This window comes from Micavibrio aeruginosavorus (genome assembly GCF_051245535.1).
In the GTDB taxonomy this organism is placed as follows: domain Bacteria; phylum Pseudomonadota; class Alphaproteobacteria; order Micavibrionales; family Micavibrionaceae; genus Micavibrio; species Micavibrio aeruginosavorus_D.
Genome location: NZ_CP195303.1, coordinates 872,972 through 897,919, shown reverse-complemented (window position 1 = coordinate 897,919; position 24,948 = coordinate 872,972). Strand labels below are relative to the sequence as shown.

Genomic DNA, 24,948 nt, shown 5'->3' with positions numbered 1-24,948 from the left:
CGTAAATGAACATGATCCGTGTTACAGGGCTTGGCCTTCTGGCCATAGCGGGGCTTTGCGCTTTCTCCATTCTGGCCGTGCCTACAGCCGTATCCGCACAAGGGTATGGGGCTGAACAGGCAACGGGCACGAAAATCAAAGACATCGAAGTGCTCGGCACACAGCGTATCGAACCTGTGACTGTTCTGACGTATCTGGACGCCAAGGTTGGCGACGCGATGACGCAGGACTTGTTGGATGGCGCGTTGAAAAGCTTGTTTGGCACGGGTCTGTTCGCCGACGTGACCCTGCGCCAGAAGGGCAGCACGCTGGAAGTGACCGTCGTTGAAAACCCGGTCATCAGCGAGATTGCGTTCGAAGGCAATGACAAGCTGAAAGACGAAGATCTGCTGGCTGAAATCAGCCTGCGCCCGCGTCAGGTGTTTACACGGACGAAGGTGCAATCCGACCTGAACCGCCTGTATCAAGTGTACACGCGCTCTGGCCGTTTCTCGGCCCAGATCGATCCGAAAGTGATCGAGCTGGATCAAAACCGCGTCAATCTGGTTTTTGAAATTGACGAAGGTCCGGTCACGAAAGTGAAAGGCATTCGTTTCGTTGGTAACGAAGTGTATGACGATGACACGCTGCGCACCGAGATCAGCACGAAGGAAGATCGCTGGTATCGCTTCCTCGGGGCCGATGACCGCTATGATCCGGACCGTCTGTCCTATGACCAGGAATTGCTGCGCCGGTTCTATCTGTCGCAAGGCTACGCTGATTTCCGCATTCTGGCCTCTAACGCCGAATTGTCCAAGGACAAGGATGCTTTCTATCTGACCTTCACCGTTGAAGAAGGCCCGCGTTATCGCGTTGGCAATGTGACGATTGACGCCAATCTGCGCGACTTCAACGAAGCGGAACTGATTCCGTTCCTGACGTTCAAGCCGGGTGACTGGTATAATGCGGACGAAGTTGAACGCACGGTGGATCAATTCACGCGCGAACTGGGCAACCGTCAATTTGCCTTCGTTGATGTGAAACCGAGTGTTGAACGCAACCGTGAGAAACGCACTGTTGATCTGACCTTCAATATCCGCGAAACGCCGAAAGTGTTTGTTGAGCGTATTGATATTCGCGGCAACGTCCGCACGCTGGACAAGGTGATCCGTCGCGAAATGGATCTGGTCGAAGGCGACGCGTTCAACCGTGAAAAAGTGGCCAAGTCGGAACAGAAAATTCGCGACCTTGGTTATTTCGAAAACGTAATCGTCACGCCGCAGCCGGGCACCGCACCGGACAAGTCCGTGGTTGATATCGAAGTGGCTGAAAAATCCACGGGCGAACTCTCCATCGGTGCCGGTTTCTCGACCGCTGATGGTCCGTTGGCTGACTTCCGGATTCGCGAACGCAACTTCCTGGGTAAGGGGCAGGATATGCTGCTCGGCGCCACGATTGCGGGTGAACGGACGGAATTTGATTTCGCCTTTACCGAACCGTATTTCCTTGATCGCGATTTCTCGGCTGGCGTCAACGCCTTCCACATGACCCGCGACTTGCAGGACGAAAGCTCCTATGACCAGAAGCGGACCGGTGGTGGTTTTGAATTTGGCTACCCGTTGTCTGAAAAATGGCGTCAGTCCCTGCGTTATCGCGTTGAGCAGAACGAGATTACCGACGTGCAGAGTGACGCATCTCGCTACATTCAAGAGCAGGCGGGCGAACGTTCGACCTCTGCCATTGGCCAGATGCTGACCTATGACTCACGGAACAGCACCCTGTTCCCGTCCGAGGGCACCTATGGCTGGTTTGATGCTGAAATGTCCGGTTTGGGTGGAGATTCGCAATATATTTCCGGTAAACTGGGCGCGTCCCACTTTTATCCTGTGTTCGATACGGACCGTGTTGTCCTGAACGTATTGGGTGAGGTTGGGGTGATTCAGGGTTATGGCGATGAAAGCGTTGCCATTAACGAACGCTTCTTCCTGGGTGGTGCAACATTGCGCGGTTTCGAACCGGCCGGTGTTGGTCCGCGCGATGTTTCTACGGATGACTCGCTGGGTGGTAACATGTTCTATCGGGCGTCGGCGGAATTGTCGTTCCCGATTGGTCTGCCTGATGAAATGGGGATTAAGGGTCACGCCTTTACCGACTTTGGCTCGTTGTGGGACATTGACGACGTCGGTGCCGATGTCGAAGATCTCGACTCCCTGCGTGGCGGTGCCGGTGTGGGCGTTTCATGGCGTTCACCAATCGGCCCGGTTCGGGTTGATTTTGCCGCTCCGTTCATGAAGGAAGATTTCGACAAAGAAGAAAACTTCCGCTTCAGCTTTGGCACGCGGTTCTAACATACACCTGACAAGAAAAAGGGTTTGATGATGCAAGTAAGTAAAATGGCTGTTCTGGCTGGTGCCGGTGTTGTTGTTTTGGCCGGGTTGGCCCTGATTGTTGGGCCGTCGTTGCTGAGCCATGCGAGCAAAAATTCGGCGGAAGCTATCGCTGGGTTTGGCCACGTCATTGCCGTGATTGATGCACAAGCCGTTTTGAACAGTTCCAAAGCCGGAAAATCGATTCAGGATCAACTGGCGACTCAGCGCGATGCTTTCCAGAAGGAATTTTCCAAGATGGAACGCGATCTGGGGGATGAAGAGAAGAAGCTGGTGGCTGAGCGTGACAAGCTGACCCCGGAAAAGTTTGCCGAAAAACGCCGTGCGTTTGAAGAAAAATTGCTGGATGCCCGTCGTCTGGCGCAACGCCGCCGCGTATCGCTGGAGAAGGCATCGGCCGATGCCTATAACAAACTGCGCGCCCGCATGACCGAAATTGTGGCCGAACAGGCGCAAGCCAACGGCTATGACATTGTCCTGACCCGTCAGAACGTCGTTCTGGCCGAAAAGGAAATGGACATTACCGGCCCGGTGATGGACAAGCTGAACAAAGATTTCCCGGACGTGAAGCTGGATATCAGCGCAGCGGAAAAAGCCGTTGATACCGCTTTGGAAGGTGCCGAAAAATCAAACGCTCCAGCGGCTGAGTAATATTCTATGGCTGATCAATCGTTCTTCACCCGGCTGGGGCCATTCAGTCTTGCCGACATCGCCGCATCTTGTGGGGCGGAATTGCAAAGGGGCGATTCCGCACAGATAATCCATGATGTGGGTGCGTTGGATCAGGCGGGTGCGGATCAGATCAGCTTCCTCGATAACATCAAATATCGTGATGCGTTCCGGGCCAGCAAGGCCGCGGCGTGTTTCGTCGCCCCGCAAATGGTGGAATTTGCACCGGCGGGCATGGCCCTGCTGGTCAGCAAAAACCCTTACAAAGCCTATGCCCTGTGCGCGCAGAAATTTTATCCGGAAGCGTATCCAGACGCGCATATTGCACCCAATGCCCACGTCGATCCATCCGCCACGATTGGGGCTGGGTGCGTTATTGATGCTGGGGCGGTGGTGCAGGCCGGCGCAAAAATTGGCGATGGCACGTGGATCGAATCCAACGCCGTGATTGGCCGCAACGTTACGATGGGCCAGAAATGCCGCATTGGCGCCGGGGCCGCGATTACGCATTGTGTGCTGGGGAATGCCGTGCGTTTGTACCCCGGTGTGCGGATTGGACAAGACGGGTTCGGGTTTGCCATTGACCCGGCGGGCCATGTGAAGGTGCCGCAATTGGGCCGCGTCGTGATCGAGGATCGCGTCGAAATCGGGGCGAATACCTGTATCGACCGCGGGGCGGGGCCGGATACGGTGATTGGCGCGGGCACGTGGATCGACAATCTTGTTCAAATTGGACATAACGTAAAAATTGGCCGTGGGTGCGTCATCGTGTCCCAGGTCGGTGTGTCCGGGTCCACCGTGTTGGAAGATTATGTCGTTCTGGCCGGGCAGGTCGGCGTGGCCGGGCATTTGCGCATTGGCCGTGGCGCGCGTATTGCGGCGCAATCGGGACTGATGCGGGATGTTCCGGCGGGTGAGGAACAAATGGGCTCTCCGGCCTTGCCAATCAAGCAACATATGCGTCAAATTGCCCTATTGAATCGCCTGATCAAAAAACAGAAATAAGAAGAGATGACCATGAGCGAACAAAACGCCTCTGCGGCAGTGAACATCGACATCACACGGATCATGGAAATGATCCCGCATCGCTATCCTATCCTTTTGGTGGATCGGATTTTGGAATTCGTGCCGAATGAACGCGCCGTTGGTCTGAAAAACGTGACATTCAACGAACCGCATTTCCAAGGGCACTTCCCCCGTTTTCCGGTGATGCCGGGTGTTTTGATTGTTGAGGCCATGGCCCAGACGGCGGCCATCATGGTCGTACAAACGCTGGGGAAAGAGGCCGAGGGCAAGCTGGTCTATTTCATGACCATTGATCAGGCACGTTTCCGCAAGCCGGTCGTGCCGGGGGATTCCCTGCACATCCATGTGCAAAAAACGAAGCAGCGCGGCCCCGTCTGGAAATTCAAGGGCGAAGCCATGGTCGGCGACACGTTGTGCGCCGAGGCCGAATTCAGCGCCATGATCATGGACAATTAAGGCCCGCTGAACCGTTCTTCTGTAACACCCCGCAACAAAGCGTGATTTGGCGGAATTCCGCCATTTTTCTATACTCTATGGGTGCGCTTGCACCTGTATCCCCTTATTGTCGAAAGTGTCATCTGTCATGTCCTCTGTATCCATCCATCCGACCGCTATTGTTGCCACCGGTGCCACGTTAGGGCAGGGCGTAAAAATTGGTCCGTATTCCATTGTGGGTGAGAATGTCACGCTGGGTGACAATGTCGTTGTGCATTCGCATGTCGTGGTTGATGGATACACAACCATTGGCGATGGCACGGAAATTTTCCCGTTCGCCTCCATCGGTTCCGCGCCGCAGGATTTGAAATTCGGTGGTGAAAAATCCCGCCTGATTATCGGTAAGAATAACAAGATCCGCGAACACGTAACGATGAACCCGGGCACCGAAGGTGGCGGCATGGAAACGCGCGTGGGTGATAACGGCCTGTTCATGATGGCGTCCCACGTTGCGCATGATTGCATCGTTGGTAACAACGTGATCATGGCGAATAACGCAACGCTGGCGGGTCATGTGGTTGTGGGTGATTTTGCTTTGGTGGGTGGCCTGTCCGCCGTGCACCAATTTGTGCGCATTGGCGCGCATGCGGTGATTGGCGGCATGTCCGGTGTTGAAAATGATGTGATCCCGTTTGGTCGGGTGAAGGGCGAACGCGCATCGCTGGCGGGCCTGAACCTGATTGGTCTGGAACGTCGTGGATTCACCAAGGATCAGGTGAAAGCCATGCAACGTGCCTTTAACCAGATGTTCGGCGAAGAAGGCACGATGGACCAGCGGATCGAAATGGTGGCCAGCGATTATTCCAGCGACAATCTGGTCATGGAAATGGTTGAATTTGCGCGGGCCAAAACACGCTTCCCGCTGTGCCAGCCCGCAAAACGGAGCGCGTAACGATGACCGATAAAACCGAAGACGTAAAACTACTGGGCATTATTGCCGGTGGCGGATTGCTGCCGGAACGGTTGCTGGGCGTATGCGATACCAAGGGCATTGATACCTTTGTTGTTGGCTTTGAACGTCAAACCGATCTGGCCATTCTGAAAGATCGCCGTTACATGCTAACCCGTCTGGGTGCGGCCGGGCAGATCATCAACACGCTGAAGGCGCATAAGGTCCGCGATCTGGTTCTGATTGGTTCCATTCGTCGCCCGTCGTTGAAAGAACTGCGCCCGGATTTCCGCACGCTGAAATTCTTCCTGCGCCTCGGTCTGCGCGCGATTGGTGATGATGGGCTGCTGAAGGCCCTGCGCCGTGAATTGGAGCGCGACGGGTTTAAGATTCATGCCGTCCAGCATTTTATCGAAGACATCATGCCCAAGGCGGGCCGGATTGGTTCACGCGAACCAACGCCGGAGGATATGAACGCCATCCGCCACGGGATCAAGGTTGCACACACGCTGGGCCGTCTGGATATTGGCCAGAGCGTGGTGATGCAACAGGATCTGGTTCTGGGCGTTGAGGGGATCGAAGGCACGGATGAATTGATCCGCCGTTGCGGCTTGCTGAAACGCGAAGGACGTGGGCCAATTTTGGTGAAAATGTCCAAGCCGCAACAAGATGAATCGCTCGATCTGCCGACCATTGGCCCGGATACAATTCACCATGCGGCGCTGGCCGGGTATGCGGGCATTGCGATTGAAGCCAACCGCAGCCTGCTCCTCGATCCGCAGAAGGTCGCGGATCTGGCGGATCAGTATAAAATGTTCGTGATTGGGGTGGATCCCGATATTCTATGACAACAGGCAATAAAGATCTTTCGATCTATCTGATCGCCGGTGAAACATCGGGCGATACGCTGGGCGCGCGGATGATGCACACGATGCGCGAAATTTGCGCGGCGGACGACGATGCCCCGCATTTGCATTTCCACGGCATCGGCGGAACGCAGATGGAGGGCGAGGGGCTGAAATCTTTGTTCCCAATGTCTGATTTGTCCCTGATGGGTGTGGCGGAAATTCTGCCACGTTTGCGGGATTTGATCCGCCGCATCAACGAAACGGTCGATGATATTGCCAAGCGTGAACCGGATGTGGTGGTCACGATCGATGCGCCGGATTTTTGTTTCCGCGTCGTAAAAAAACTGCGTGAACGCGGCGTGAAAAAGCCGGTTTTCATTCACTATGTCGCGCCGACCGTGTGGGCGTGGCGACCGGGCCGGGCGAAGAAGGTTGCGGCCCTGTATGATGGGCTGATGTGCCTCTTCCCGTTTGAACCCAATTATTTCACACGCCACGGGTTGAATGCCGCATTCGTCGGTCATCCGGTGATGGAAACGAAGTTGGCACTGACCACGTCTGGTGATCGCGCCAAAGCCCGCGCGGCGTTGGGTGTGCCGGAAGATGGTAAGGTTTTGGGCCTCTTCTTCGGCAGCCGTATGGGTGAAGTGAAACGCATGGGTGGATTGATCCATGATGTGGCGCTGGCCTTGCGCAAGAACCGCCGCGATTTGTCGTTTATGGTGCCGACCTTGCCGCATCTGGAACCCGAATTGCGGGCGTTGCTGAAAGATGTCGATAATGTTTACTTCACCGACGGCATCAACACGAAAAGCGACAGTTTGAAAGCACTCGATGCTGCTGTGGCCGTATCTGGCACGGTGGGGCTGGAGCTGGGTGTGGCAAGCATTCCGCATGTTATTACCTACACCATGAACCCGTTTACGTGGGTGTTGGTGAAAATGTTGATCCGCGTGCGCTTTGCGCATCTGGCCAACATTCTGCTGAACAAACGCTGTGTTCCTGAATTCATTCAGGACGCGGCCAAACCCGACATCATCGCCAAGGCCGTAAACGGTATTCTGGACGAAGGGTTTGAGAGCGAAGAACAACGCGCGTCGTTCGCCACCATGCGGAAATTGTTGCGCGGTCGCGGTGATGAAACACCATCGGTTGAAGCGGCCCAGTTTGTGTTGAACATGGCCCAAACCCGCGTTGAAACGCTCAGTCGCCCGGCGGGTGTCACGGCGCGCATGGCGGCCTCGGGGGCGTAATCTCTTTCACTGTCATCCCCGTGAAAACGGGGATCCATACAATGAATGGATCGTCACAATGGATTCCCGTTTTCACGGGAATGACAAGATGATAGATGGGGCGACTCGTTCAATGCCACGGTGCGGGACGGGTGGTCAGTAAAAGAAAAGGGCGGTTTGAAACCGCCCTTTTTTTATTTCTATCGCTTGTCCACCGGGACATAATCGCGTTGCGCCGGACCGGTGTAAAGCTGACGCGGGCGGCCGATTTTCAAGGCTGGTTCTTCCATCATTTCTTTCCATTGGGAAATCCAACCCACGGTCCGGGCCACGGCGAACAACACCGTGAACATGGATGTCGGGAAGCCCATGGCTTTCAGGATAATGCCGGAATAAAAATCGACGTTCGGGAACAGTTTGCGTTCCACGAAATACGGATCGGACAACGCGATGCGTTCCAATTCCTGCGCCAGTTCCAGCAACGGGTCATTGATGCCCAGTTCGGCCAGAACCTCGTCACAGGATTTTTTCAGCACTTCGGCGCGCGGGTCATAGTTTTTATAAACGCGGTGACCAAAGCCCATCAGGCGGGTGTTGTCGCCCTTGTCTTTGACCTTGGCCAAAAATTCAGGGATGTTGTCCTTGTGCCCGATTTCTTCCAGCATTTCCAGCACGGCCTGGTTCGCACCGCCATGCGCCGGACCCCACAGGCAGGCAATGCCAGCGGCGATACAGGCGAACGGGTTGGCTTGTGATGAACCGGCCAGACGCACGGTCGATGTCGATGCGTTTTGTTCGTGGTCGGCGTGCAGGGTGAAAATGCGGTCCATGGCGCGGGCCAGAACCGGGTTGACCGTGTACGGTTCCGCCGGAACGGCGAAGCACATATACAGGAAGTTTTCAGCGAACGACAAATCGTTGCGCGGATACATGAACGGCTGGCCGATCGAATATTTGTACGACATGGCGGCCAGTGTCGGCAGTTTCGCAATCAAGCGATGCGCGGAAATTTCGCGTTGTTGCGGATCGTGAATGTCCAGCGAGTCATGATAGAACGCAGACAATGCGCCAACCACGCCGCACATAATCGCCATCGGGTGCGCATCACGGCGGAAACCGCGGAAGAAGAAGTGCAGTTGTTCATGCACCATCGTGTGGTACGTGATGTTGTGTTCAAATTCCTTCAGTTCCTTGGCGTTCGGCAGATCGCCGTAGAGCAGGGCGTAGCACACTTCCATAAAGGTGCTTTTTTCCGCCAGATCTTGAATGGTGTAACCGCGGTGGAGCAGAACGCCCTTGTCACCATCGATAAAGGTGATGCGGGATTTACAGCTGCCCGTCGCCATAAAGCTGGGGTCGAATGTGAAATGTCCGGTTTCTTCGTGCAGCTTGCGAATGTCGATCACCGGTGTACCCAAAACGCCATCCAGCACGGGCAATTTTGCCGATTTGCCAGTCTGGTCATTGGTCAGGGTGAAGGTTTTTTGTGCTGTGTCTGCGGACATGGTGTTACCCCACGGAATGGAAAAGCGAAATGTGTACGTGTGAAAGATTCGGCGGACGCCAAATCGATTGCGCAATCATAGGCCTGCGCTGCACAAAGATAAAGGCAGCGCGTTTAAAAATCGTTACTGCGGCAAAATGAGAAGCGCCTGTTTTATGAAAATTATTATGGTTTTAGGTCATATGGTTTGTATAAGCCTGCGCCGCGCGGTGTGGGACCTGATTCAGGCCGCTCAGATCCAATGTGCATGTGCGGGCAAAGGTGATGTGGTCTTCACCGTAACCGGACTGACGCGCAATCGCACTCAGGCGGCCAATGCGGCGTTCAACTGTTGGGTGGCTGGCGTGCAGGTTTGCCCATGCACGGGACAGTTTGCTGGGTTGCTTGGTGCTGTCGTGGCCCGCTTCCGCCATTTTAATGGTTTTGATTTCGTTGATCTTGCGCAAGGCCGTGACCAGCGCCAGCGGGTCAGCGCCCAGCAAAACGGCGCCGCGATCGGCCTGATATTCCTGACTGCGTGATAATGTGGCACTGGTGATCCTTGCCGTTCTTCCTAGGCCCCATGTGGCCAGAAATATCCCGGCAATCATCGGATTGATCGCGCTGAAGAACGCAACATTGGTCACAATGCCAAGGCCAAAACATCCGATAGCAATTCTGGACAGGCGTTTTCTATCGGCATCGGTCATGCGATCATTTTCGCCCTTATTTTCGGGATTCATTTTCTTAACGAGGGCGCCAAAGCCAGACAATTTTGCAGCGATGGTTGGCACGACGATTGTTGCCAATAATCCAACGGTAAAGTTTACGACCCCCGTGGCTGCCGTGCTGAAAATATACAGGATTCCGTTTGCGCTGCGTGCTGCGCGATGGATCAATTGTTGAGGCAGGTCGATGGTTGAATGCTTTGCGACGATGTGGGAAAATTCGTGGGCCAGAACTGCTTTTTCTTCGTGGTCGTTCAGAATTTCCAGCAATGATTTTGAAATCATAATCACCGGTTTGCCCAGATCAATCGCGGCCGCATTCGGCATGGCGGTGTATGCGCTGCGGAGGCGTTGGCGGATGGCTTCGTATTTGATTCCCCGTTTCTGCGGTTTTGCATCGTCGATGTCAAAATCGTGGATCGGGTATTTATCGGCGCTGAGCCCGGATTTTGTGTAAAGCTCTTGCACAATCTGTTTCAGCTTTGGTGAGTATGAATAATTGTCTTCGTGCTGTTTCAGATTGTTTTCAAAAACGTGTTTGTTGGCGCGCAGATCCTTGATTGTTGCCAATGTCGTATAGGCCGCGGCGAAGCCGAGAATGGCTGGCATGCCGATCGTATAGGTCGCGGCGGCAATGGTTGCCGTCATGGCGTAGGAAAATGCGAGAGCGCCGTAATTGCGTAATTGGTAAAAATTCTGGGCCATAAATAAAAGTCCGCCATTCCCTGTTTTTTCATGTGAATGGCGGACTTTTGCATAGATCAATTGTTATGTCAAAGAATGATCAAGGCGCTGTAAAACCTCTGATTTTCCAAGGAGTTCAGCGGCATGGAAGACCGACGGGGATATTGTTGTCCCGGTCAGGGCGGCGCGCAGTGGCATGGCAACCTTGCCCAGTTTTCCGTCCCGCAAATCATTGGCCACGGTTTTGCAGGCGTCTTCGATATTCGTCGCGTTGAATTCGGTGATGCCGGACAGCGTATCCTTCAATGTTTGCAGGATGGCTTTGTCCAGATTGGCCTTGGCCTTCTCATCAAAATCAAACGGCACTGTTTTGACGTAGAACGCGCCTTCGTCGGCGATCTGTACAATCGTCTTGGCGCGGTTTTTCAGTTCGTCCATGCCGGCCAGCAGGCGGGCGCGGCCCGTGTCATCCACACTGTAGTCACGTTCGATCAGGAACGGCGTGACCAGATCAACCAGACGCGCATTGTCGGCCAGTTTGATGTAATGGGCGTTCACGTTCTCCAGCTTGGCAAAATCAAACCGCGCGGCGGATTGGCCGATATGGTCCAGATCGAACCATTCGATCGCTTGTTCCGTGGAAATGATTTCATCATCGCCGTGGCTCCAACCGAGGCGGAGGAGGTAGTTGCGCATGGCTTCGGGCAGATAGCCCATTTTCTCGTATTCCTTCACGCCCGTCGCGCCGTGGCGTTTGGACAGTTTCGCGCCATCCGGCCCCAAAATCAGCGGTAAATGCGCGTAAACCGGAACGTCCCAGCCCATGGCGGTGTAGATAATGTTCTGGCGGAACGTGTTGTTCAAATGGTCGTCGCCGCGAATGACGTGGGTCACGCCCATGTCATGGTCATCAACCACAACGGCCAGCATATAGGTCGGCGTGCCGTCGCTGCGCAGGATGATGAAATCATCGAGCTGTTCATTCGCAACCGTCACATCGCCCTGCACCTTGTCATGCACGACGCTGTTGCCATCCAGCGGGGCCTTGATGCGGACGACGGGTTTGATGTCTTTCGGGGCGGTGGCCGGGTCGGCATCGCGCCAGCGGCGGTCATAGAATGTTACGCGGCCCTCTGCCTTGGCGGTTTCCCGCATGGTTTCCAATTCTTCCGGCGTGCAATAGCAGTAATAGGCTTTGCCCGCCTTGACCATTTCAAGAGCCACTTCGGCATGACGGTCGCGGCGTTCGAATTGGGAGATAACATCGCCGTCCCAATCCAGCCCCAGCCAGCTCAGGCCGTCCTTGATGGAATCCACATATTCGGGCGCGTAGCGTTCGCGGTCCGTATCCTCGATCCGGAACAGCATTTTGCCGTTATGGCGGCGCGCGAACAGCCAGTTATACAAAGCCGTGCGGGCCGTGCCGATATGCATCAGGCCGGTGGGGGACGGGGGGATACGGGTAACGATGGTCATGGTTGTATTATCCTTTAAATTCTGCAAGCCTGTCCGCGCATGTCATCCCCGCAAGTGGAGCCGCGAAGCGGCGGAGCGCAGGCGGGGATCTGGCGTAAAAAGCGCGATGCTGTGCATCGCTCATAATCTTTCCGGATCCCCGCACGGGGGCGGGGATGACGGGATGGGGACAGTGGTAGCATAAGAAAACAGGCCAGAAAACAGGTTTCGCAGGTGGATTTCAGCGTTTCGGAGCAAGGGATTAGCACGGCAACGTGGCGGGGCGTGACGGCGGTGATCGCCGCGCAGCGCCCGCACTACGTTTTATGGCTGCCCGTTCTTCTGGGGGCGGGGATTTGCGCCTATTTCTCGCTGAAATTTGAACCGTCATGGGCGGGGGCGCTGGCTGTCTTTCTGGTTCCGGCGCTGGCTGTATTGTGGCAATGGCGGCGGGCGCGGGCGGGCGGGTCGGTGGCTTTGTTGTTGCTGTTCGGTCTTGCCATGGCGTTCGGGGCGGGATTTGCGGCGGGCAAGGTGCGCACGGAAATGGTGCGCGGGCCCGTGTTGGAAAAACAAATGCGCTTTGCCAATGTGACGGGCACGATCCGGTCGCTGGAATTGCTGGAAAGCGGGCGGGGCAGCCGCGCGGTTCTGGATGATCTGTCGATCGAAGAGATTGCGCCGGAGAAAACCCCGCGCCGCATCCGCATGACGATCAGCAAAGACGAAGGCCTGCGCCCCGGTCAGCGCATTCGCGTTCTGGGCGGATTAAACCCGCCATCGGCCCCCGTGGCACCGGGCAGTTTTGATTTTCAGCGCTATGCCTATTTCCGCGAATTGGGCGCGATGGGGTTTGCGTATAAAGCGCCGGAGATTTTATCGGAAGAAAAAGGTGGGTTTTATCAGGGGTTGGAAAATTACCGCCTGATGCTGGCGCAGGCCGCGAAAGAACACGTGGGCGAACGCGAAACCGGCGTTGTTATCGCCCTGCTGACCGGTGAGCGCGCGGCGATGAGCGAGGATTTATGGGACGATGTCCGCATCGCCGGGCTGGCCCACATCATTGCCATTTCCGGCATGAATATCGGCATGGCGGCGGGGGCTGCGTTTTTTCTCAGCCGCTTGCTGATGGCCCTGTTCCCACGTTTTGCACTGTATCACCCGATTAAATCCTACGCCGCCGTGATTGCGTTTATTGCGGCCTTTGCCTATGCGTTGATCGTAGGGATGAGCGTGCCGACATTCCGCGCCTTGATTATGACGGGCTTGTTCCTGATGGCCATTGGCCTGAACCGCAGCCCGTTTTCCATGCGACTGGCGGCGGTCAGTGCGGGGGGATTGTTGCTGTTTTACCCGGACATCTTGCTGGGTGCGAGTTTTCAGATGTCGTTTGCCGCTGTGATCGGGTTGATCTGGTTTTACGATGTTACGCGCGATTGGTGGGTGGAGGCGTATACCAAAGCCGGGTGGTTGCAGCGGGCCATGATTTATCTGGCGGGTGTGTGTTTGACCACCATTCTGGCCACCATCGTCACGGCCCCGTTCTCGCTTTATCATTTCCAACAAGTGGCGACCTATGGCGTTGCGGCCAACTTTATTGTGGTGCCGTTGGCCAGCTTTATCATCATGCCATTGGCCATTCTGGTTTATTTCCTTGCGCCCTTGGGGTTGGCGGATTGGCCGCTGGCGGGCATGGCGTGGGGCGTGGATGTCATGCTGGATATTGCCCGCATCGTGGCGGGGTGGCCGCATGCCGTTGTGCATTGGCCGGTATGGTCGGGCACGGCGCTTGGTGTCATGACGTTTGGAATGTTGTTTATGCTGCTCTGGGCCGGGCGGTCGCGCTGGTTGGGTTTATTGCCTTTGGTGGTGGGTATGGTGATGGTGGTTTTCACCACGCCGCCGGATATATTGATCTCATCCACCGGGAAATTGTGGGCGGCGCGGATGGATTCCGACCGCATGATGATTTCATCGCGCGTGGCCGATAAATTCACCGCCGAGGTCTGGACCCAGGAATCCGGATTGCCGGAAGGGTCAACCGAAAAAATCCCGAATGAAGGATTATATCAGGGTGAAAATGGCATGGTGTCGTGTGACGCCGATGCCTGCCGGATGGAGATGGACGGGGCGAAAGTCGCCTTCGTTAACCAGCCTGTCGCACTCGCCGCCGATTGTGCATGGGCGGATGTTGTTGTCGCCCGCATGCCGGTGGAGAAAAAGTGTGCGGCGGCCGCCGTGATTGATCGTTTCGATGTCTGGCGCAACGGGTCGGTGGCGATCTGGGTGCGGGATGGGGAAGAACCCGTTATCCGCAGTGTGCGCGATTTGCGCGGTGATCGCCCATGGGCGATGAATAACGGGCGGTAAAAGCCTCAATTCGTAAAAACCCCAAGGCCGTCATCCCGGCGCAGGCCGGGATCTTCCAGCCATAATGGACGAAGACCCCGGCTTTCGCCGGGGTGACGTGCTTATTGGTGAAAAACTGGAATTTTTTAGTGGTACGTGCGGTACAAACTAACCAACCGCCCCTGAATCTTCACGCGCTCCGGCTCCAGAACACGGGGTTCGTAATCGTCGTTTTCCGGTTCCAGAATGATCTTGTTCCCGGACTTGCGGAAGCGTTTCAGGGTCACTTCGCTGTCATCGATCAACGCAACAACAATCGTGCCGTTTTCGGCGATGGTGGTGTTGCGGATGATCACGATGTCGTGGTCGTTGATCCCCGCCTTGATCATGGAATCCCCATCAACGCGCAGGGCGTAATGTTCGCCGGACCCCAGCATTTGCGGTGGTACGTCGATCAATGTTTCTTCGTCACGAATGGCCTCAATCGGTGTACCCGCGGCGATTTTACCGTGCAGAGGAATTTGTGCGAAATTGTTCGCGGGGGCCGGGGCCGCCATGCGGGCATCTTCGTACACGCTGGCAATGGCGCGGGTCTGGGCCGCGGCGGCGGATGAATCCGCGCCATCGGGTTTGTACCCTTCCGGTAATTTTTTCACTTCCAACGCGCGGGCGCGGTGGGGCAGGCGTTCCAGATAGCCGCGCTCAACCAGCGCGCTGATCAAACGGTGGACGCCCGATTTGGATTTCAGGCCCAGCGCATCCTTCATCTCATCAAACGAGGGGGCCACTTCGCCCGTCTGCATCCGTTCGTGAATGAGAACAAGAAGGTCACGTTGTTTTCTGGTCAGCATTTGGCGTTGTATTCCCTTTGTTTTGCCCGCGTTTTGGGGCTTTTTTGATGCAAACCCGTCATTTTTGCCGGGTTTGGCATGCGGAATTGTGATTCTGCATACCCTTTTTGTTCTAGTTTAGTTCATGGTTTGTGTCAAGGAATGACTGCGAATGTTCTGATTTGGTGGGATTTCCCCGGGGTGAGGCGGCGGATATTGCCGTTTTTTTCCCGTTTCGTCCAGTGACTTTTCCACAGGGGGCGAATGCGGTATGGTGCGCGCCATGAAAATCTTCAAAGTCCTGACGCCGCTGCGCGCGGCTTCCATTATTCTTGCTGTCGTTGCCCTGGTGATCGTGCTGGATCAACTGGTGGTCAAACGCGATTATGCACCCGTTCCATCGCACGATGTGACCGAGGCGATTGTTGCGGTTGAAAACGATCTGCCGCCAGCGCCAGATTTTGCGCCGTCATTGCCGCTGTCAACCGAGCCGTTGCAGACGGTTGATCCGACAGTTGTCGATGAAGAGATTATCCTGCCTGAAGAACCCGAAACGGTTGATGATGTGGTGGATGAATTACTGGCCGCCCCTGTACACAAAGCCGCCACCAACCCGCGCGTCGTGATCATCATTGATGATATGGGCGTGGACGTAAAACGATCCGCCGCCGTTGTCGATCTGCCTGCGGGGTTGACGCTGGCCTATCTGCCGTATGCCAGCAACATCAAGGCGCAAACGGCCAAAGCGAAGGACGCCGGACATGAGTTGATGGTGCATGTGCCGATGGAGCCGATGAGCCAGACCAAAGATCCGGGCCCGGAGGTTTTGCGCGTCGGGCAGGATATTGCCGCCTTTGATCAGGTTTTGCAGGATGATCTGAGTGCTTTCGATGGCTATGTCGGCATCAACAACCACATGGGCAGCAAATTGACGCAGGATAAAGCGGCCATGGCCCGCGTGATGAACGAACTCAAATCCCGCAATCTTTATTTCATCGACAGCCGCACGATTCAAAATTCAGTGGCGGGCGATATGGCACGCGAAGCGGGTGTGCCGCACGCGGGCCGCGACGTGTTTCTGGATCACGAAAACACGGCGGATTTCGTTTCTAAATCTCTGGCACAGGTGGAACGTAAAGCGCTGAAAGACGGTCTGGCCATTGCCATCGGTCATCCGAAGGATGTGACGATTGAAGGCCTGCGGGCGTGGTTGCCGACGCTCAAGGACAAAGGCATCGAACTGGTGCCAGCGTCACAGGTGGTGAGATAGTCCATAAAAAACCCCGGAGCGATCCGGGGGTTTTTATTTGGTTGGCTTACTGCGCCACTGTTCCGCTTTCCGGGCCGAACATCAGGTCCAGCATCCGGCGGTTGATTTTGACGCCGTATTTATCTTCCAGATGGCTCACATACACGGCCATAAATTCATTTCCGGCGGTGCGGGTGATGGAATCCGAAATCGGGCGCAGATCCTGGTCGCTGATTTTATCAGCTGCCGGGATATTGATGGCGGTGATGGTCCCAACCATGAACCCGCCATCGACCGGTGCCATCAGGCTTTCGCCCTGAACGCCATCGAATACAGCGGCCAGCGTGGCGGTGTTCATCGGGGCTTTCGGTTCTGCGCCGGCTTTGATGCCATTGTAGGTCTGAACGCTCAGGCCCAGTTCCTTGGCCGCTTGCGCCAGCGTCTTTTCACCACCGGCCACAGCTTGTTGCAGTTTCTGGGCGCGGTCGCGGTTGGCGGTGGCGCGTTGGTCATCCATCCAGCCTTTGGCGATTTCGTCTTTCACCTCTTCATACGGGGTGTAGGCGAGGGGCGTTACGCTATCCACACGCACAGCCGCAAAACGTCCGCCGGAAATTTCCATGACCGGGGCGGTTTCGCCGGATTCAACACTGAATGCGGTTTCGAGGATGGCACCGCGATCTTTATCAAACGCAGTCATGCCGTCTTTTTTGTCCGGCGTGGAGCCATCGTTATGAACGGCACCAATTTTGGTCACGTCCAGATTCATTGATTTCACAATGTCGTCCAGTGATTCACCAGCGGCCAGACGGTCATCAATCTGGTTGGCGGTGGCCAGAATTTCATCGGACAGGCGGATCTGCAGCATTTCTTTCTTCAGATCGGCTTTGACCTTTTCAAACGGCGTTGTATCGGGCGCATTGATTTTGGTCAGGACCAGAATGTGCCAGCCAAGCGGAGTTTGAAGCGGGCCGACGACATCGCCGATTTTGGCATCAAACGCCCCATTCGCGATGTTTTCGATCAATCCGGCGCGTTCAAATTCGCTTTCGCCCAGATAGGCGTCGGTTTTACCCGTGTGCGATTTTACGGCGTCTTTCAACGTGGCCCCGGCATCCATCTTGGCTTTCACGGCCTCGGCATCCGCTTGATCGGTCAGAACGGCCTGTTGCAGGACGCGTTTTTCCGCCGTGCGGTATTGGGCAATGTTGCGGTCATATTCCGTGCGCAATTCTTCATCGGAAATATCCATCGCATCGCGCACCTGTTTTTCGCTCAGGACCGCGATGGTCATGGTGCGGGTTTCCGGTTTCGCATAGCGGGCGCGGGCGGCATCGTAAAATACGGTCAGAACGGCTTCGTCAGCGGGTTTGATGTCCGTCATATCCGAATTTTTCAGGATGATGCCATCAAGGCTGCGGCTTTCATTACGCAATTGGTACAAGGCCACCAGTTCATCACGTGTCACCAGCGTGCCGCCCGCTTGAATGGCGGATTGCAGCGTGCTGTTGGCGATTTCGTGACGGATGGCGTTGACGAATTCCGTTTCGGAAATGCCTTGGTTCATCAATACACGTTGCAGGACATCTTTCTTTGAGGCCTCCGGATTGCTTTGCAGCAGCGGGGCAATCATGGTGTTGATTTGTTTGGCAACGGCATCGTCACCAACCAAAATACCCTGATCAACCGTTGCGTTTGAAATGACGGTGCGGGCGATTTCATTATTCAAGATTTGTTCGATATAGCCAAAACTGTAAGCGTCGGCGGGTGTGATGCCTTGGTTGGACAGGACACGCTGCACATGGCGTTGAAATTCCGTGCTGGAAATGGATGATCCGGCGACGGTGGCAACGTTGGTGTTGCCGACACCGCCACGGAAAAATCCGCCAACATCCATCAGGACCAATCCGAACACGGCCATGGTGAGCAAGCCGAACAGAACAATTTTGATGATCTTGGAATGAACGCCTTCGCGCATGGACCGCATCATGATGGTGTGTAACCCTTCGTGAGTTTTAAAGAATCTGGCGGGAACTATAGAAACGAAGCGGTCTTTGTGCAACCGTTTGCCGTATTACAGCCTTATGAAAAAATACTTTTAGGCGGCTTTTTTTCGGGCTGGCTTGTCTGTATTCTATCCAACCGATTTTGTTAATGAGGCGATGCCATGACGACGAAGAAAAAGCTGATTGCTGGAAACTGGAAGATGCACGGAACGCTGGTCAGCGTGCGGCAATTGGCCGAAGCCGTGATTGATGGCGTAGAAAAAGATGCCAGTTTGCTGGATCGGTGCGATTTTCTGGTTTGCCCCACCTTTATTCATATTCCGGCTGTGCGGGCGGTGATTGACCATAATCGCGGCGCGTTGCGTGTGGGCGGTCAGGATTGCTCGACCCATGACACCGGGGCATTCACCGGGGATATTGCCGCGCCGATGCTGAAAGATGCGGGGTGTTCTGCGGTTATTCTGGGCCATTCCGAACGCCGCCAGCACCATGCCGAGGGGGATCAAACCGTGGCCGCCAAGGCGGTTCAGGCGCATCAAGCCGGGTTGATGACCATTATCTGCGTCGGTGAAACCGAGGCGCAGCGTGTGGCAGGCCAAGAAAAAGAGATTGTAAAACAACAGCTTGGTGGATCAATTCCGGCTGGGGCAACGGCATCGAATACGGTTATTGCCTATGAACCGGTCTGGGCCATTGGCACGGGCAAAACGGCGACCCCGGCGGATGTGGCGGATATGCACGCCTTTATCCGCGGGATTTTGGTGGAGAAAATGACCGATGGGGCCGGGGTGCGTATTCTGTATGGCGGGTCCGTAAAGCCGGATAATGCGGCAGAATTGCTGGCCATTCAGGATGTGGACGGGGCCTTGATCGGCGGAGCCAGTTTAAAGGCCGACCAATATCTTGCTATTGCCAAAGCGGTGCAATAAAGCGTAAAACGCCGGGGTAGAAGTAACAGATTCATTCTCTTAACGGGAAAACCAATGATTCAGGTCGTTCTTGTCATTCACCTTATCCTTGCCCTGGCCATTATTGGCCTGGTGTTGATCCAGCGTTCCGAAGGGGGCGGTCTGGGCATTGGTGGCGGCGGTGGTGGTATTGGCGGATTGGCCAGCCCGGGTGCAACAGCCAACGCGCTGAGCCGTGCGACGGCGATCTGTGCCGGATGTTTCTTTGCGACCAGCTTGTTGCTGGGTGTTCTGGCCAATGCGTCGACCAGCAAGGGCAGCATTCTCGACCGTCTGGATGAACCGACCGCGGTAACGGCACCGGCTGAGGCTGGCGCGGACGAAAAGGCGGATAAGAAAGACGACAAAGATACTCCTCCTGCTGAACCCTCTGTTCCGGTCGCTCAATAGAAAAATGTCACGATTTATCTTTATTACCGGCGGCGTGGTTTCTTCCCTTGGGAAGGGCCTCGGATCCGCCGCTTTGGGCGCATTGTTACAATCGCGCGGTTACACGGTTCGCCTGATCAAGCTTGATCCCTACCTGAACGTCGATCCGGGCACGATGAGCCCGTTCCAGCACGGTGAAGTGTTCGTGACCGATGACGGGGCGGAAACCGACCTCGATCTGGGCCACTATGAACGCTTCACGGGCCGCCCGGCGCAGAAGAACGACAACATCACCACCGGCCAGATTTACACCAAGGTCCTGCAAAAGGAACGCAAGGGTGAATATCTGGGTGCGACCATTCAGGTTATTCCCCACATCACCAACGAAATTAAGTCTTTCGTGATGGAGAAAGACGGCACGGCCGATTTTATCCTGTGCGAAATCGGCGGGACGGTGGGCGATATTGAAAGCCTGCCTTTCTTGGAAGCCATCCGCCAATTGGGGAACGAGCTGGGCGATGCGCGTGCGCTGTACACCCATGTGACCCTGTTGCCCTACATCCCGGCGGCGGGTGAATTGAAAACCAAGCCGACGCAGCATTCGGTGAAAGAACTGATGAGCGCAGGGATACGCCCGCACATCCTGCTCTGCCGCGCCGATCGCCATATCGAAGACGATGACCGTCGCAAGATTTCCCTGTTCTGCAATATCCCGTTTGAACGGGTCATTCCGGCGCTGGATGTGAAAACCATCTACGAAGTGCCGCTGACCTATCATGCCGAAGGGTTGGACACGCAGGTTTTGTCGTTCTTTGGTTTGGATACGCAGGAACCGGATCTGTCCGTCTGGAAAAACATCGTCCACCGGATCAAGGATCCGGAAGGCGAGGTGAATATCGCCGTTGTCGGTAAATATACCGGCCTGAACGACAGCTATAAATCACTGAACGAAGCGTTGATCCATGGCGGTATCGCCAACAATGCGCGCGTGAATTTGAAGTTCATTGAATCGACGATTTTCGAAGCCGAAAACCCCGCCGACCATTTGCACAACATCAACGGCATTCTGGTTCCCGGTGGTTTTGGCGAGCGCGGCGCGCAGGGCAAGATCAACGCAGCCCGCTTTGCGCGCGAGCGTTCCGTGCCGTATTTCGGCATTTGCTTCGGCATGCAATTGGCCGTGATTGAGGCCTCCCGCAATCTGCTGGGCCTTGAAAAAGCCAGCTCCACCGAATTTGGCCCGTGCGAAGAATCCGTGGTTGGCCTGATGACCGAATGGGTCAAGGGCAACCAGACCGAACAGCGCAGTGCCTCCAACGATATGGGCGGCACGATGCGTCTGGGCGCCTATCCGGCCATGTTGAAAAAAGGCAGCAAAGTTGCCGATGCTTATGGCACAACAGAAATCTCCGAACGCCACCGCCACCGGTACGAAGTGAACATGGCGTACAAGGATCGTCTGGAACAGCAGGGCCTGATCTTCTCCGGCCTGTCCCCGGATGGCCGCTTGCCGGAAATCGTTGAATATGCGGACCACCCATGGTTCGTCGGCGTCCAATTCCACCCGGAACTCAAATCCAAACCCTTCGACCCGCACCCGTTATTCGTTGCGTTCGTCGATGCCGCGATAAAACAAAGCCGGTTGGTTTGACCACCAACCGGCTTTGCCGTTTTGATTTCTTTTAGCGCTTAGACCGGGCGCAGTTCAGCTTTTCCAGCCTCATATCCGGCCAGAACGCCACGCGGTAATTGCGGCTCCGGCTGCCAGTTGGACAATTGGTTGTACATGGTGCGCAGGGCCATTTGGCGTTCGCGGGTCGTGCCGTAGCTGAGGCAGTAGGATGCCATCAGGAAGGCGTTGACATCCTTGCGGCTGGCGTAGCGGCCATCGACCGGATAGCTGTACAGATCCATGTAGTCGCAGAACGTGCCGTCTTCGTAGACCGGCGGCTGGACGTAATCGACGCCAATTTTACGGGCACCCCATTTTTCAAAAATGGCGACACGTTTGTGCGGGTCCATGGTGTTCGTTTCCTGGGGCGCGCGTTCCGGGTTGTTTACTTCCAGAAAAACGGCGCTCAGCGATTTGCCGCGTTCTGCCGCTTTTTCTTTCAGGGATTCAATCCGGCATTGGACCATGGCTTTGCCAAGGCCGCCTTGGCGGATATTCGGATCAATTGCATTGTACGCAAGATTGCCGACGTTATGTTCAGGATAGTAATAGGCCACACTGATCCCGGCCAATTCAGCCCTGTCGATATCGCGTAAGTTTTGGCCAATTAAATTGACCACGACATCGAAGTTCTTAATTTCACCATTCATGCCCGCTAGGAATTTATCCAGCGTTTCGGCTTGGTTGGTATCGGGGAAAGCGGGTGCCAAAATCTGGCGGTAAGCCCGCTCAAAAAGGGCGAGAAGTACAGGGTTGTCCTGAGTAACACGTGTCAGCTCGAGCGTTGTCAATGCATGAATCCTCCAGTGGATTGTTACGGAAATTACTGTATACATACAGCGGCCGCTTATATGCAATAAAAAAACGCCCCTGAAAATCATTTTTTTTGCCTTTGGCCTCAAGGGCTTGCCTCAGGTTTACCCCCGCCAAAATTTTAGGTTTGTTTTTGTTCATTTTTTGACTTCGTATTCCATAATTTGGGGTGAAATTTTTTTTAAAAGCCCTGTCTTTCTGCGGGTCTGGCGGGGGTGTTTTCTTGAAAAATGACCTCAAATTGTCCCCGAACGGGCCTTTGGGATTATTGAAGGGATTCGGTTGGCCAAAGCGGGGCTGGTTTTCATGTTTTCGTTGGCCGTTTTTGGTCGTTTGCCCTATATATACGGGGCAAGCGTATACCCCCCTTTAGTAAAAGTGAGCCCTCCATGAAGACAGTGAAAATCGGTTCGATTGATGTTGCCAACGACAAGCCTTTTGTCCTGTTTGGTGGTCTGAACGTCCTGGAAAATGAAAGCATCACGCTGAAGGCTGTTGAGGTTTATAAGACCATCACCGACAAACTGGGCATTCCGTATGTTTTCAAGGCCAGCTTTGACAAGGCCAACCGATCCAGCATCCATAGCTATCGTGGCGCGGGGTTGGAGGAAGGCTTGCGCATCTTCCGCAAGGTGAAGGAAGAATTTGGCGTGGCGATCATCACCGATGTGCATGAAATCGACCAGTGCCAGCCCGTGGCTGATGTGTGCGATGTCATTCAGCTTCCGGCGTTTTTGGCCCGCCAAACCGATCTGGTCGAAGCCATGGCCAAGACGGGCGCGGTGATCAACGTGAAGAAACCGCAATTCCTGTCCCCGTATCAGATGAAGAACATCGTCGATAAATTTGCCGAATGCGGCAATGACAAGGTTATTCTGTGCGAGCGCGGCCATTGCTTTGGCTATGATAACCTGATCGTTGACCCGATGGCATTCGGGGTGATGAAGCAAGAAACGGGAAACACGCCGATTATTTGCGATACCGTCCACGCGTCGCAAATGCGCCTGCCGGGCAGTGAGGCTTCGGGCGGCCGCCGTGCGCTGGTGCCTGATCTGACTCGTGCGGTTCTGGCTATCGGATTGGCCGGGATCTTTATCGAAGCATACGAAGACCCGGATAAGGCGAAGTGCGATGGCCCGTCGGCTCTGCCGTTTAACAAGCTGGAAGAGTTTCTGAGTCAGGCGAAGGCCATTGACGATCTGGTGAAATCAATGAATTTGGTGAATATCCAATAAGGGATCATAAGAATGAAAAGTTTTGAAGAGATGGTTTTGCCGCCGGGTAAGACAATAGAGGAACTCCTCGCGGAAAACCTGCGTGACATCGCAGAGATTGGCAAAGCCAATGCGCGATTCCAGTTCGTGTGGGTGTGCGGTCAAAAGATGGTTGATGCCAACCCCGGCGTCCGCGAAGCTTGGCGCGCCCGCGCAGAAGCAGCAAAGGCTGCGCAATCCTCTCCATCAATGAAACCGTAATCAAAACATCCAAGGAAACAATCATGACCGCAATTATTGATATTTATGCCCGCCAAATTCTGGACAGCCGTGGAAACCCGACGGTTGAAGTTGATGTGACGCTGGAAAGTGGTGCTACGGGTCGTGCAGCGGTTCCGTCTGGTGCGTCTACGGGCGCGCATGAGGCGGTTGAGCTGCGCGATGGTGAAAAAGGGTTTTACAACGGGAAAAGCGTTTTGAACGCCGTTGAAAACGTGAACACGGAAATTTTCGAAGCACTGTCCGGCATGGATGCCGAAGAACAGTTGCACATCGACCAGACCATGATGGAATTGGACGGAACCGAGAACAAAGGCCGTTTGGGCGCCAACGCCATTCTGGGTGTATCACTGGCCGTATCCAAGGCCATGGCGGATGAGCTGGATGTGCCGCTGTACCGTTATCTGGGCGGCGTTCATGCCCATGAATTACCGGTGCCGATGATGAACATTATCAATGGCGGCGCACATGCCGACAACCCGGTTGATATTCAGGAATTTATGATCATGCCGGTTGGTGCTCCGGATTTTTCCGAGGCCCTGCGTTGCGGCGCGGAAATTTTCCATGCGCTGAAGAAAGAATTGTCCAAAGCGGGCCTGAACACCAACGTTGGTGACGAGGGTGGTTTTGCGCCGGCTGTGAAATCGGCCACGGAAGCACTGGACTACATCATGAAGGCGATCGAAGCCGCTGGTTATGTGCCGGGCGAAGATGTCGTTCTGGCACTGGATTGCGCATCGACCGAATTTTATAAGGGCGGTAAATACGTGATGGAAGGCGAGGGCAAAACGCTCGATTCCGCAGGTATGGTTAAATTCTACGAAGATCTGTGCGCCCGTTACCCGATCGTATCCATCGAAGATGGGATGAGCGAAGATGACTGGGCGGGCTGGAAAATGCTGACCGATGCGTTGGGTGATAAAGTTCAGTTGGTTGGTGACGATCTGTTCGTGACCAATCCGGAGCGTTTGCGTCAGGGCATTGAAGAGGGCTGCGCCAACGCGATTCTGGTGAAAGTGAACCAGATCGGCACGCTGTCCGAAACATTGCAAACGGTCCAGATGGCACAGAAAGCCGGGTACGGCGTGATCCTGTCACACCGTTCGGGCGAAACCGAAGATTCGACGATTGCCGATATTGCCGTGGCAACCAATGCGGGCCAGATCAAGACAGGTTCCCTGTCTCGGTCCGACCGCACGGCGAAGTACAACCAGTTGCTGCGTATCGAAGATATGCTGGGCCCACAGGCCGTCTTCGCAGGTCGTTCCATTCTGCGCGCGGAGCCGAGTGTGACGGGCAAGAAAACGAAGGCCGCTTAATACGG

Annotated in this window: 21 protein-coding genes; 15 read left to right on the top strand and 6 right to left on the bottom strand. The window is 55.1% G+C overall.

What is annotated here, in order from left to right:
* Positions 1–11: 11 nt before the first annotated feature.
* From bamA to lpxB, 7 genes are all read left to right on the top strand, one after another.
* A complete protein-coding gene (gene bamA / locus ACSC94_RS04385; RefSeq protein ID WP_435641838.1) occupies positions 12–2,327 on the top strand; it encodes an outer membrane protein assembly factor BamA in 2,316 nt (771 codons plus the stop codon).
* A gap of 27 nt (positions 2,328–2,354) precedes the next feature.
* The gene (locus ACSC94_RS04380; protein WP_435641837.1) at positions 2,355–3,017 is read left to right on the top strand and encodes an OmpH family outer membrane protein; all 663 of its coding nucleotides are present in this window, start codon (positions 2,355–2,357) and stop codon (positions 3,015–3,017) included.
* A gap of 6 nt (positions 3,018–3,023) precedes the next feature.
* Positions 3,024–4,040, top strand: coding sequence for a UDP-3-O-(3-hydroxymyristoyl)glucosamine N-acyltransferase (lpxD, locus tag ACSC94_RS04375; RefSeq protein WP_435641836.1), 1,017 nt, complete (start codon positions 3,024–3,026; stop codon positions 4,038–4,040).
* A gap of 12 nt (positions 4,041–4,052) precedes the next feature.
* Complete coding sequence (gene fabZ / locus ACSC94_RS04370; protein ID WP_435641835.1) at positions 4,053–4,517, top strand: 3-hydroxyacyl-ACP dehydratase FabZ; 465 nt, start codon at positions 4,053–4,055, stop codon at positions 4,515–4,517.
* A 127-nt stretch (positions 4,518–4,644) separates the two neighbouring features.
* Positions 4,645–5,448: an acyl-ACP--UDP-N-acetylglucosamine O-acyltransferase gene (lpxA, locus tag ACSC94_RS04365; protein ID WP_435641834.1), complete on the top strand. Its 804-nt coding sequence runs from the start codon at positions 4,645–4,647 to the stop codon at positions 5,446–5,448.
* A gap of 2 nt (positions 5,449–5,450) precedes the next feature.
* The gene (locus tag ACSC94_RS04360) at positions 5,451–6,293 is read left to right on the top strand and encodes an LpxI family protein (protein WP_435641833.1); all 843 of its coding nucleotides are present in this window, start codon (positions 5,451–5,453) and stop codon (positions 6,291–6,293) included.
* Positions 6,290–7,546: a lipid-A-disaccharide synthase gene (gene lpxB / locus ACSC94_RS04355; RefSeq protein WP_435641832.1), complete on the top strand. Its 1,257-nt coding sequence runs from the start codon at positions 6,290–6,292 to the stop codon at positions 7,544–7,546. The genes ACSC94_RS04360 and lpxB overlap by 4 nt, the downstream gene beginning before the upstream one ends.
* A gap of 179 nt (positions 7,547–7,725) precedes the next feature.
* Here lpxB and ACSC94_RS04350 read toward each other — a convergent pair whose 3' ends face one another.
* The 3 genes from ACSC94_RS04350 to gltX form a co-directional block, all read right to left on the bottom strand.
* Positions 7,726–9,030, bottom strand: a complete 1,305-nt coding sequence (locus ACSC94_RS04350) for a citrate synthase (RefSeq protein ID WP_435641831.1) — start codon at positions 9,028–9,030, stop codon at positions 7,726–7,728.
* 172 nt (positions 9,031–9,202) lie between these two features.
* Positions 9,203–10,441 (bottom strand): M48 family metallopeptidase, encoded by a 1,239-nt coding sequence (locus tag ACSC94_RS04345; RefSeq protein ID WP_435641830.1) that lies wholly within the window; start codon positions 10,439–10,441, stop codon positions 9,203–9,205.
* A gap of 63 nt (positions 10,442–10,504) precedes the next feature.
* Complete coding sequence (gene gltX, locus ACSC94_RS04340) at positions 10,505–11,896, bottom strand: glutamate--tRNA ligase (protein ID WP_435641829.1); 1,392 nt, start codon at positions 11,894–11,896, stop codon at positions 10,505–10,507.
* 213 nt (positions 11,897–12,109) lie between these two features.
* Between gltX and ACSC94_RS04335 the strand changes: the two genes are divergently transcribed.
* The gene (locus ACSC94_RS04335; RefSeq protein ID WP_435641828.1) at positions 12,110–14,245 is read left to right on the top strand and encodes a ComEC/Rec2 family competence protein; all 2,136 of its coding nucleotides are present in this window, start codon (positions 12,110–12,112) and stop codon (positions 14,243–14,245) included.
* A gap of 125 nt (positions 14,246–14,370) precedes the next feature.
* Here ACSC94_RS04335 and lexA read toward each other — a convergent pair whose 3' ends face one another.
* Positions 14,371–15,075 (bottom strand): transcriptional repressor LexA, encoded by a 705-nt coding sequence (lexA, locus tag ACSC94_RS04330; RefSeq protein WP_435641827.1) that lies wholly within the window; start codon positions 15,073–15,075, stop codon positions 14,371–14,373.
* 262 nt (positions 15,076–15,337) lie between these two features.
* Here lexA and ACSC94_RS04325 point away from each other — a divergent pair, with 262 nt between their 5' ends.
* Positions 15,338–16,324 (top strand): divergent polysaccharide deacetylase family protein, encoded by a 987-nt coding sequence (locus ACSC94_RS04325; RefSeq protein WP_435641826.1) that lies wholly within the window; start codon positions 15,338–15,340, stop codon positions 16,322–16,324.
* Positions 16,325–16,370: 46 nt separating this feature from the next.
* On the opposite strand, the gene ACSC94_RS04320 is transcribed toward ACSC94_RS04325, so the two are convergent.
* Positions 16,371–18,293 (bottom strand): peptidylprolyl isomerase, encoded by a 1,923-nt coding sequence (locus ACSC94_RS04320; protein WP_435641825.1) that lies wholly within the window; start codon positions 18,291–18,293, stop codon positions 16,371–16,373.
* A 177-nt stretch (positions 18,294–18,470) separates the two neighbouring features.
* Here ACSC94_RS04320 and tpiA point away from each other — a divergent pair, with 177 nt between their 5' ends.
* The 3 genes from tpiA to ACSC94_RS04305 are packed head-to-tail and all read left to right on the top strand — an operon-like array spanning position 18,471 to position 21,297.
* Positions 18,471–19,238 (top strand): triose-phosphate isomerase, encoded by a 768-nt coding sequence (tpiA, locus tag ACSC94_RS04315; protein WP_435641824.1) that lies wholly within the window; start codon positions 18,471–18,473, stop codon positions 19,236–19,238.
* 54 nt (positions 19,239–19,292) lie between these two features.
* Positions 19,293–19,667: a preprotein translocase subunit SecG gene (gene secG, locus ACSC94_RS04310; protein WP_435641823.1), complete on the top strand. Its 375-nt coding sequence runs from the start codon at positions 19,293–19,295 to the stop codon at positions 19,665–19,667.
* Between the two features lie 4 nt (positions 19,668–19,671).
* Positions 19,672–21,297 (top strand): CTP synthase, encoded by a 1,626-nt coding sequence (locus ACSC94_RS04305; protein ID WP_435641822.1) that lies wholly within the window; start codon positions 19,672–19,674, stop codon positions 21,295–21,297.
* Between the two features lie 38 nt (positions 21,298–21,335).
* Here the strand turns inward: ACSC94_RS04305 and ACSC94_RS04300 are convergent, their stop codons facing one another.
* A complete protein-coding gene (locus tag ACSC94_RS04300; protein WP_435641821.1) occupies positions 21,336–22,109 on the bottom strand; it encodes a hypothetical protein in 774 nt (257 codons plus the stop codon).
* 411 nt (positions 22,110–22,520) lie between these two features.
* Between ACSC94_RS04300 and kdsA the strand changes: the two genes are divergently transcribed.
* Genes kdsA through eno form a run of 3 tightly spaced genes read left to right on the top strand, consistent with a single transcriptional unit; the run spans position 22,521 to position 24,943 of the window.
* Positions 22,521–23,366, top strand: a complete 846-nt coding sequence (kdsA, locus tag ACSC94_RS04295) for a 3-deoxy-8-phosphooctulonate synthase (protein ID WP_435641820.1) — start codon at positions 22,521–22,523, stop codon at positions 23,364–23,366.
* 12 nt (positions 23,367–23,378) lie between these two features.
* Positions 23,379–23,606, top strand: a complete 228-nt coding sequence (locus tag ACSC94_RS04290; protein ID WP_435641819.1) for a hypothetical protein — start codon at positions 23,379–23,381, stop codon at positions 23,604–23,606.
* Positions 23,607–23,629: 23 nt separating this feature from the next.
* A complete protein-coding gene (gene eno, locus ACSC94_RS04285; protein WP_435641818.1) occupies positions 23,630–24,943 on the top strand; it encodes a phosphopyruvate hydratase in 1,314 nt (437 codons plus the stop codon).
* Positions 24,944–24,948 lie beyond the last annotated feature (5 nt).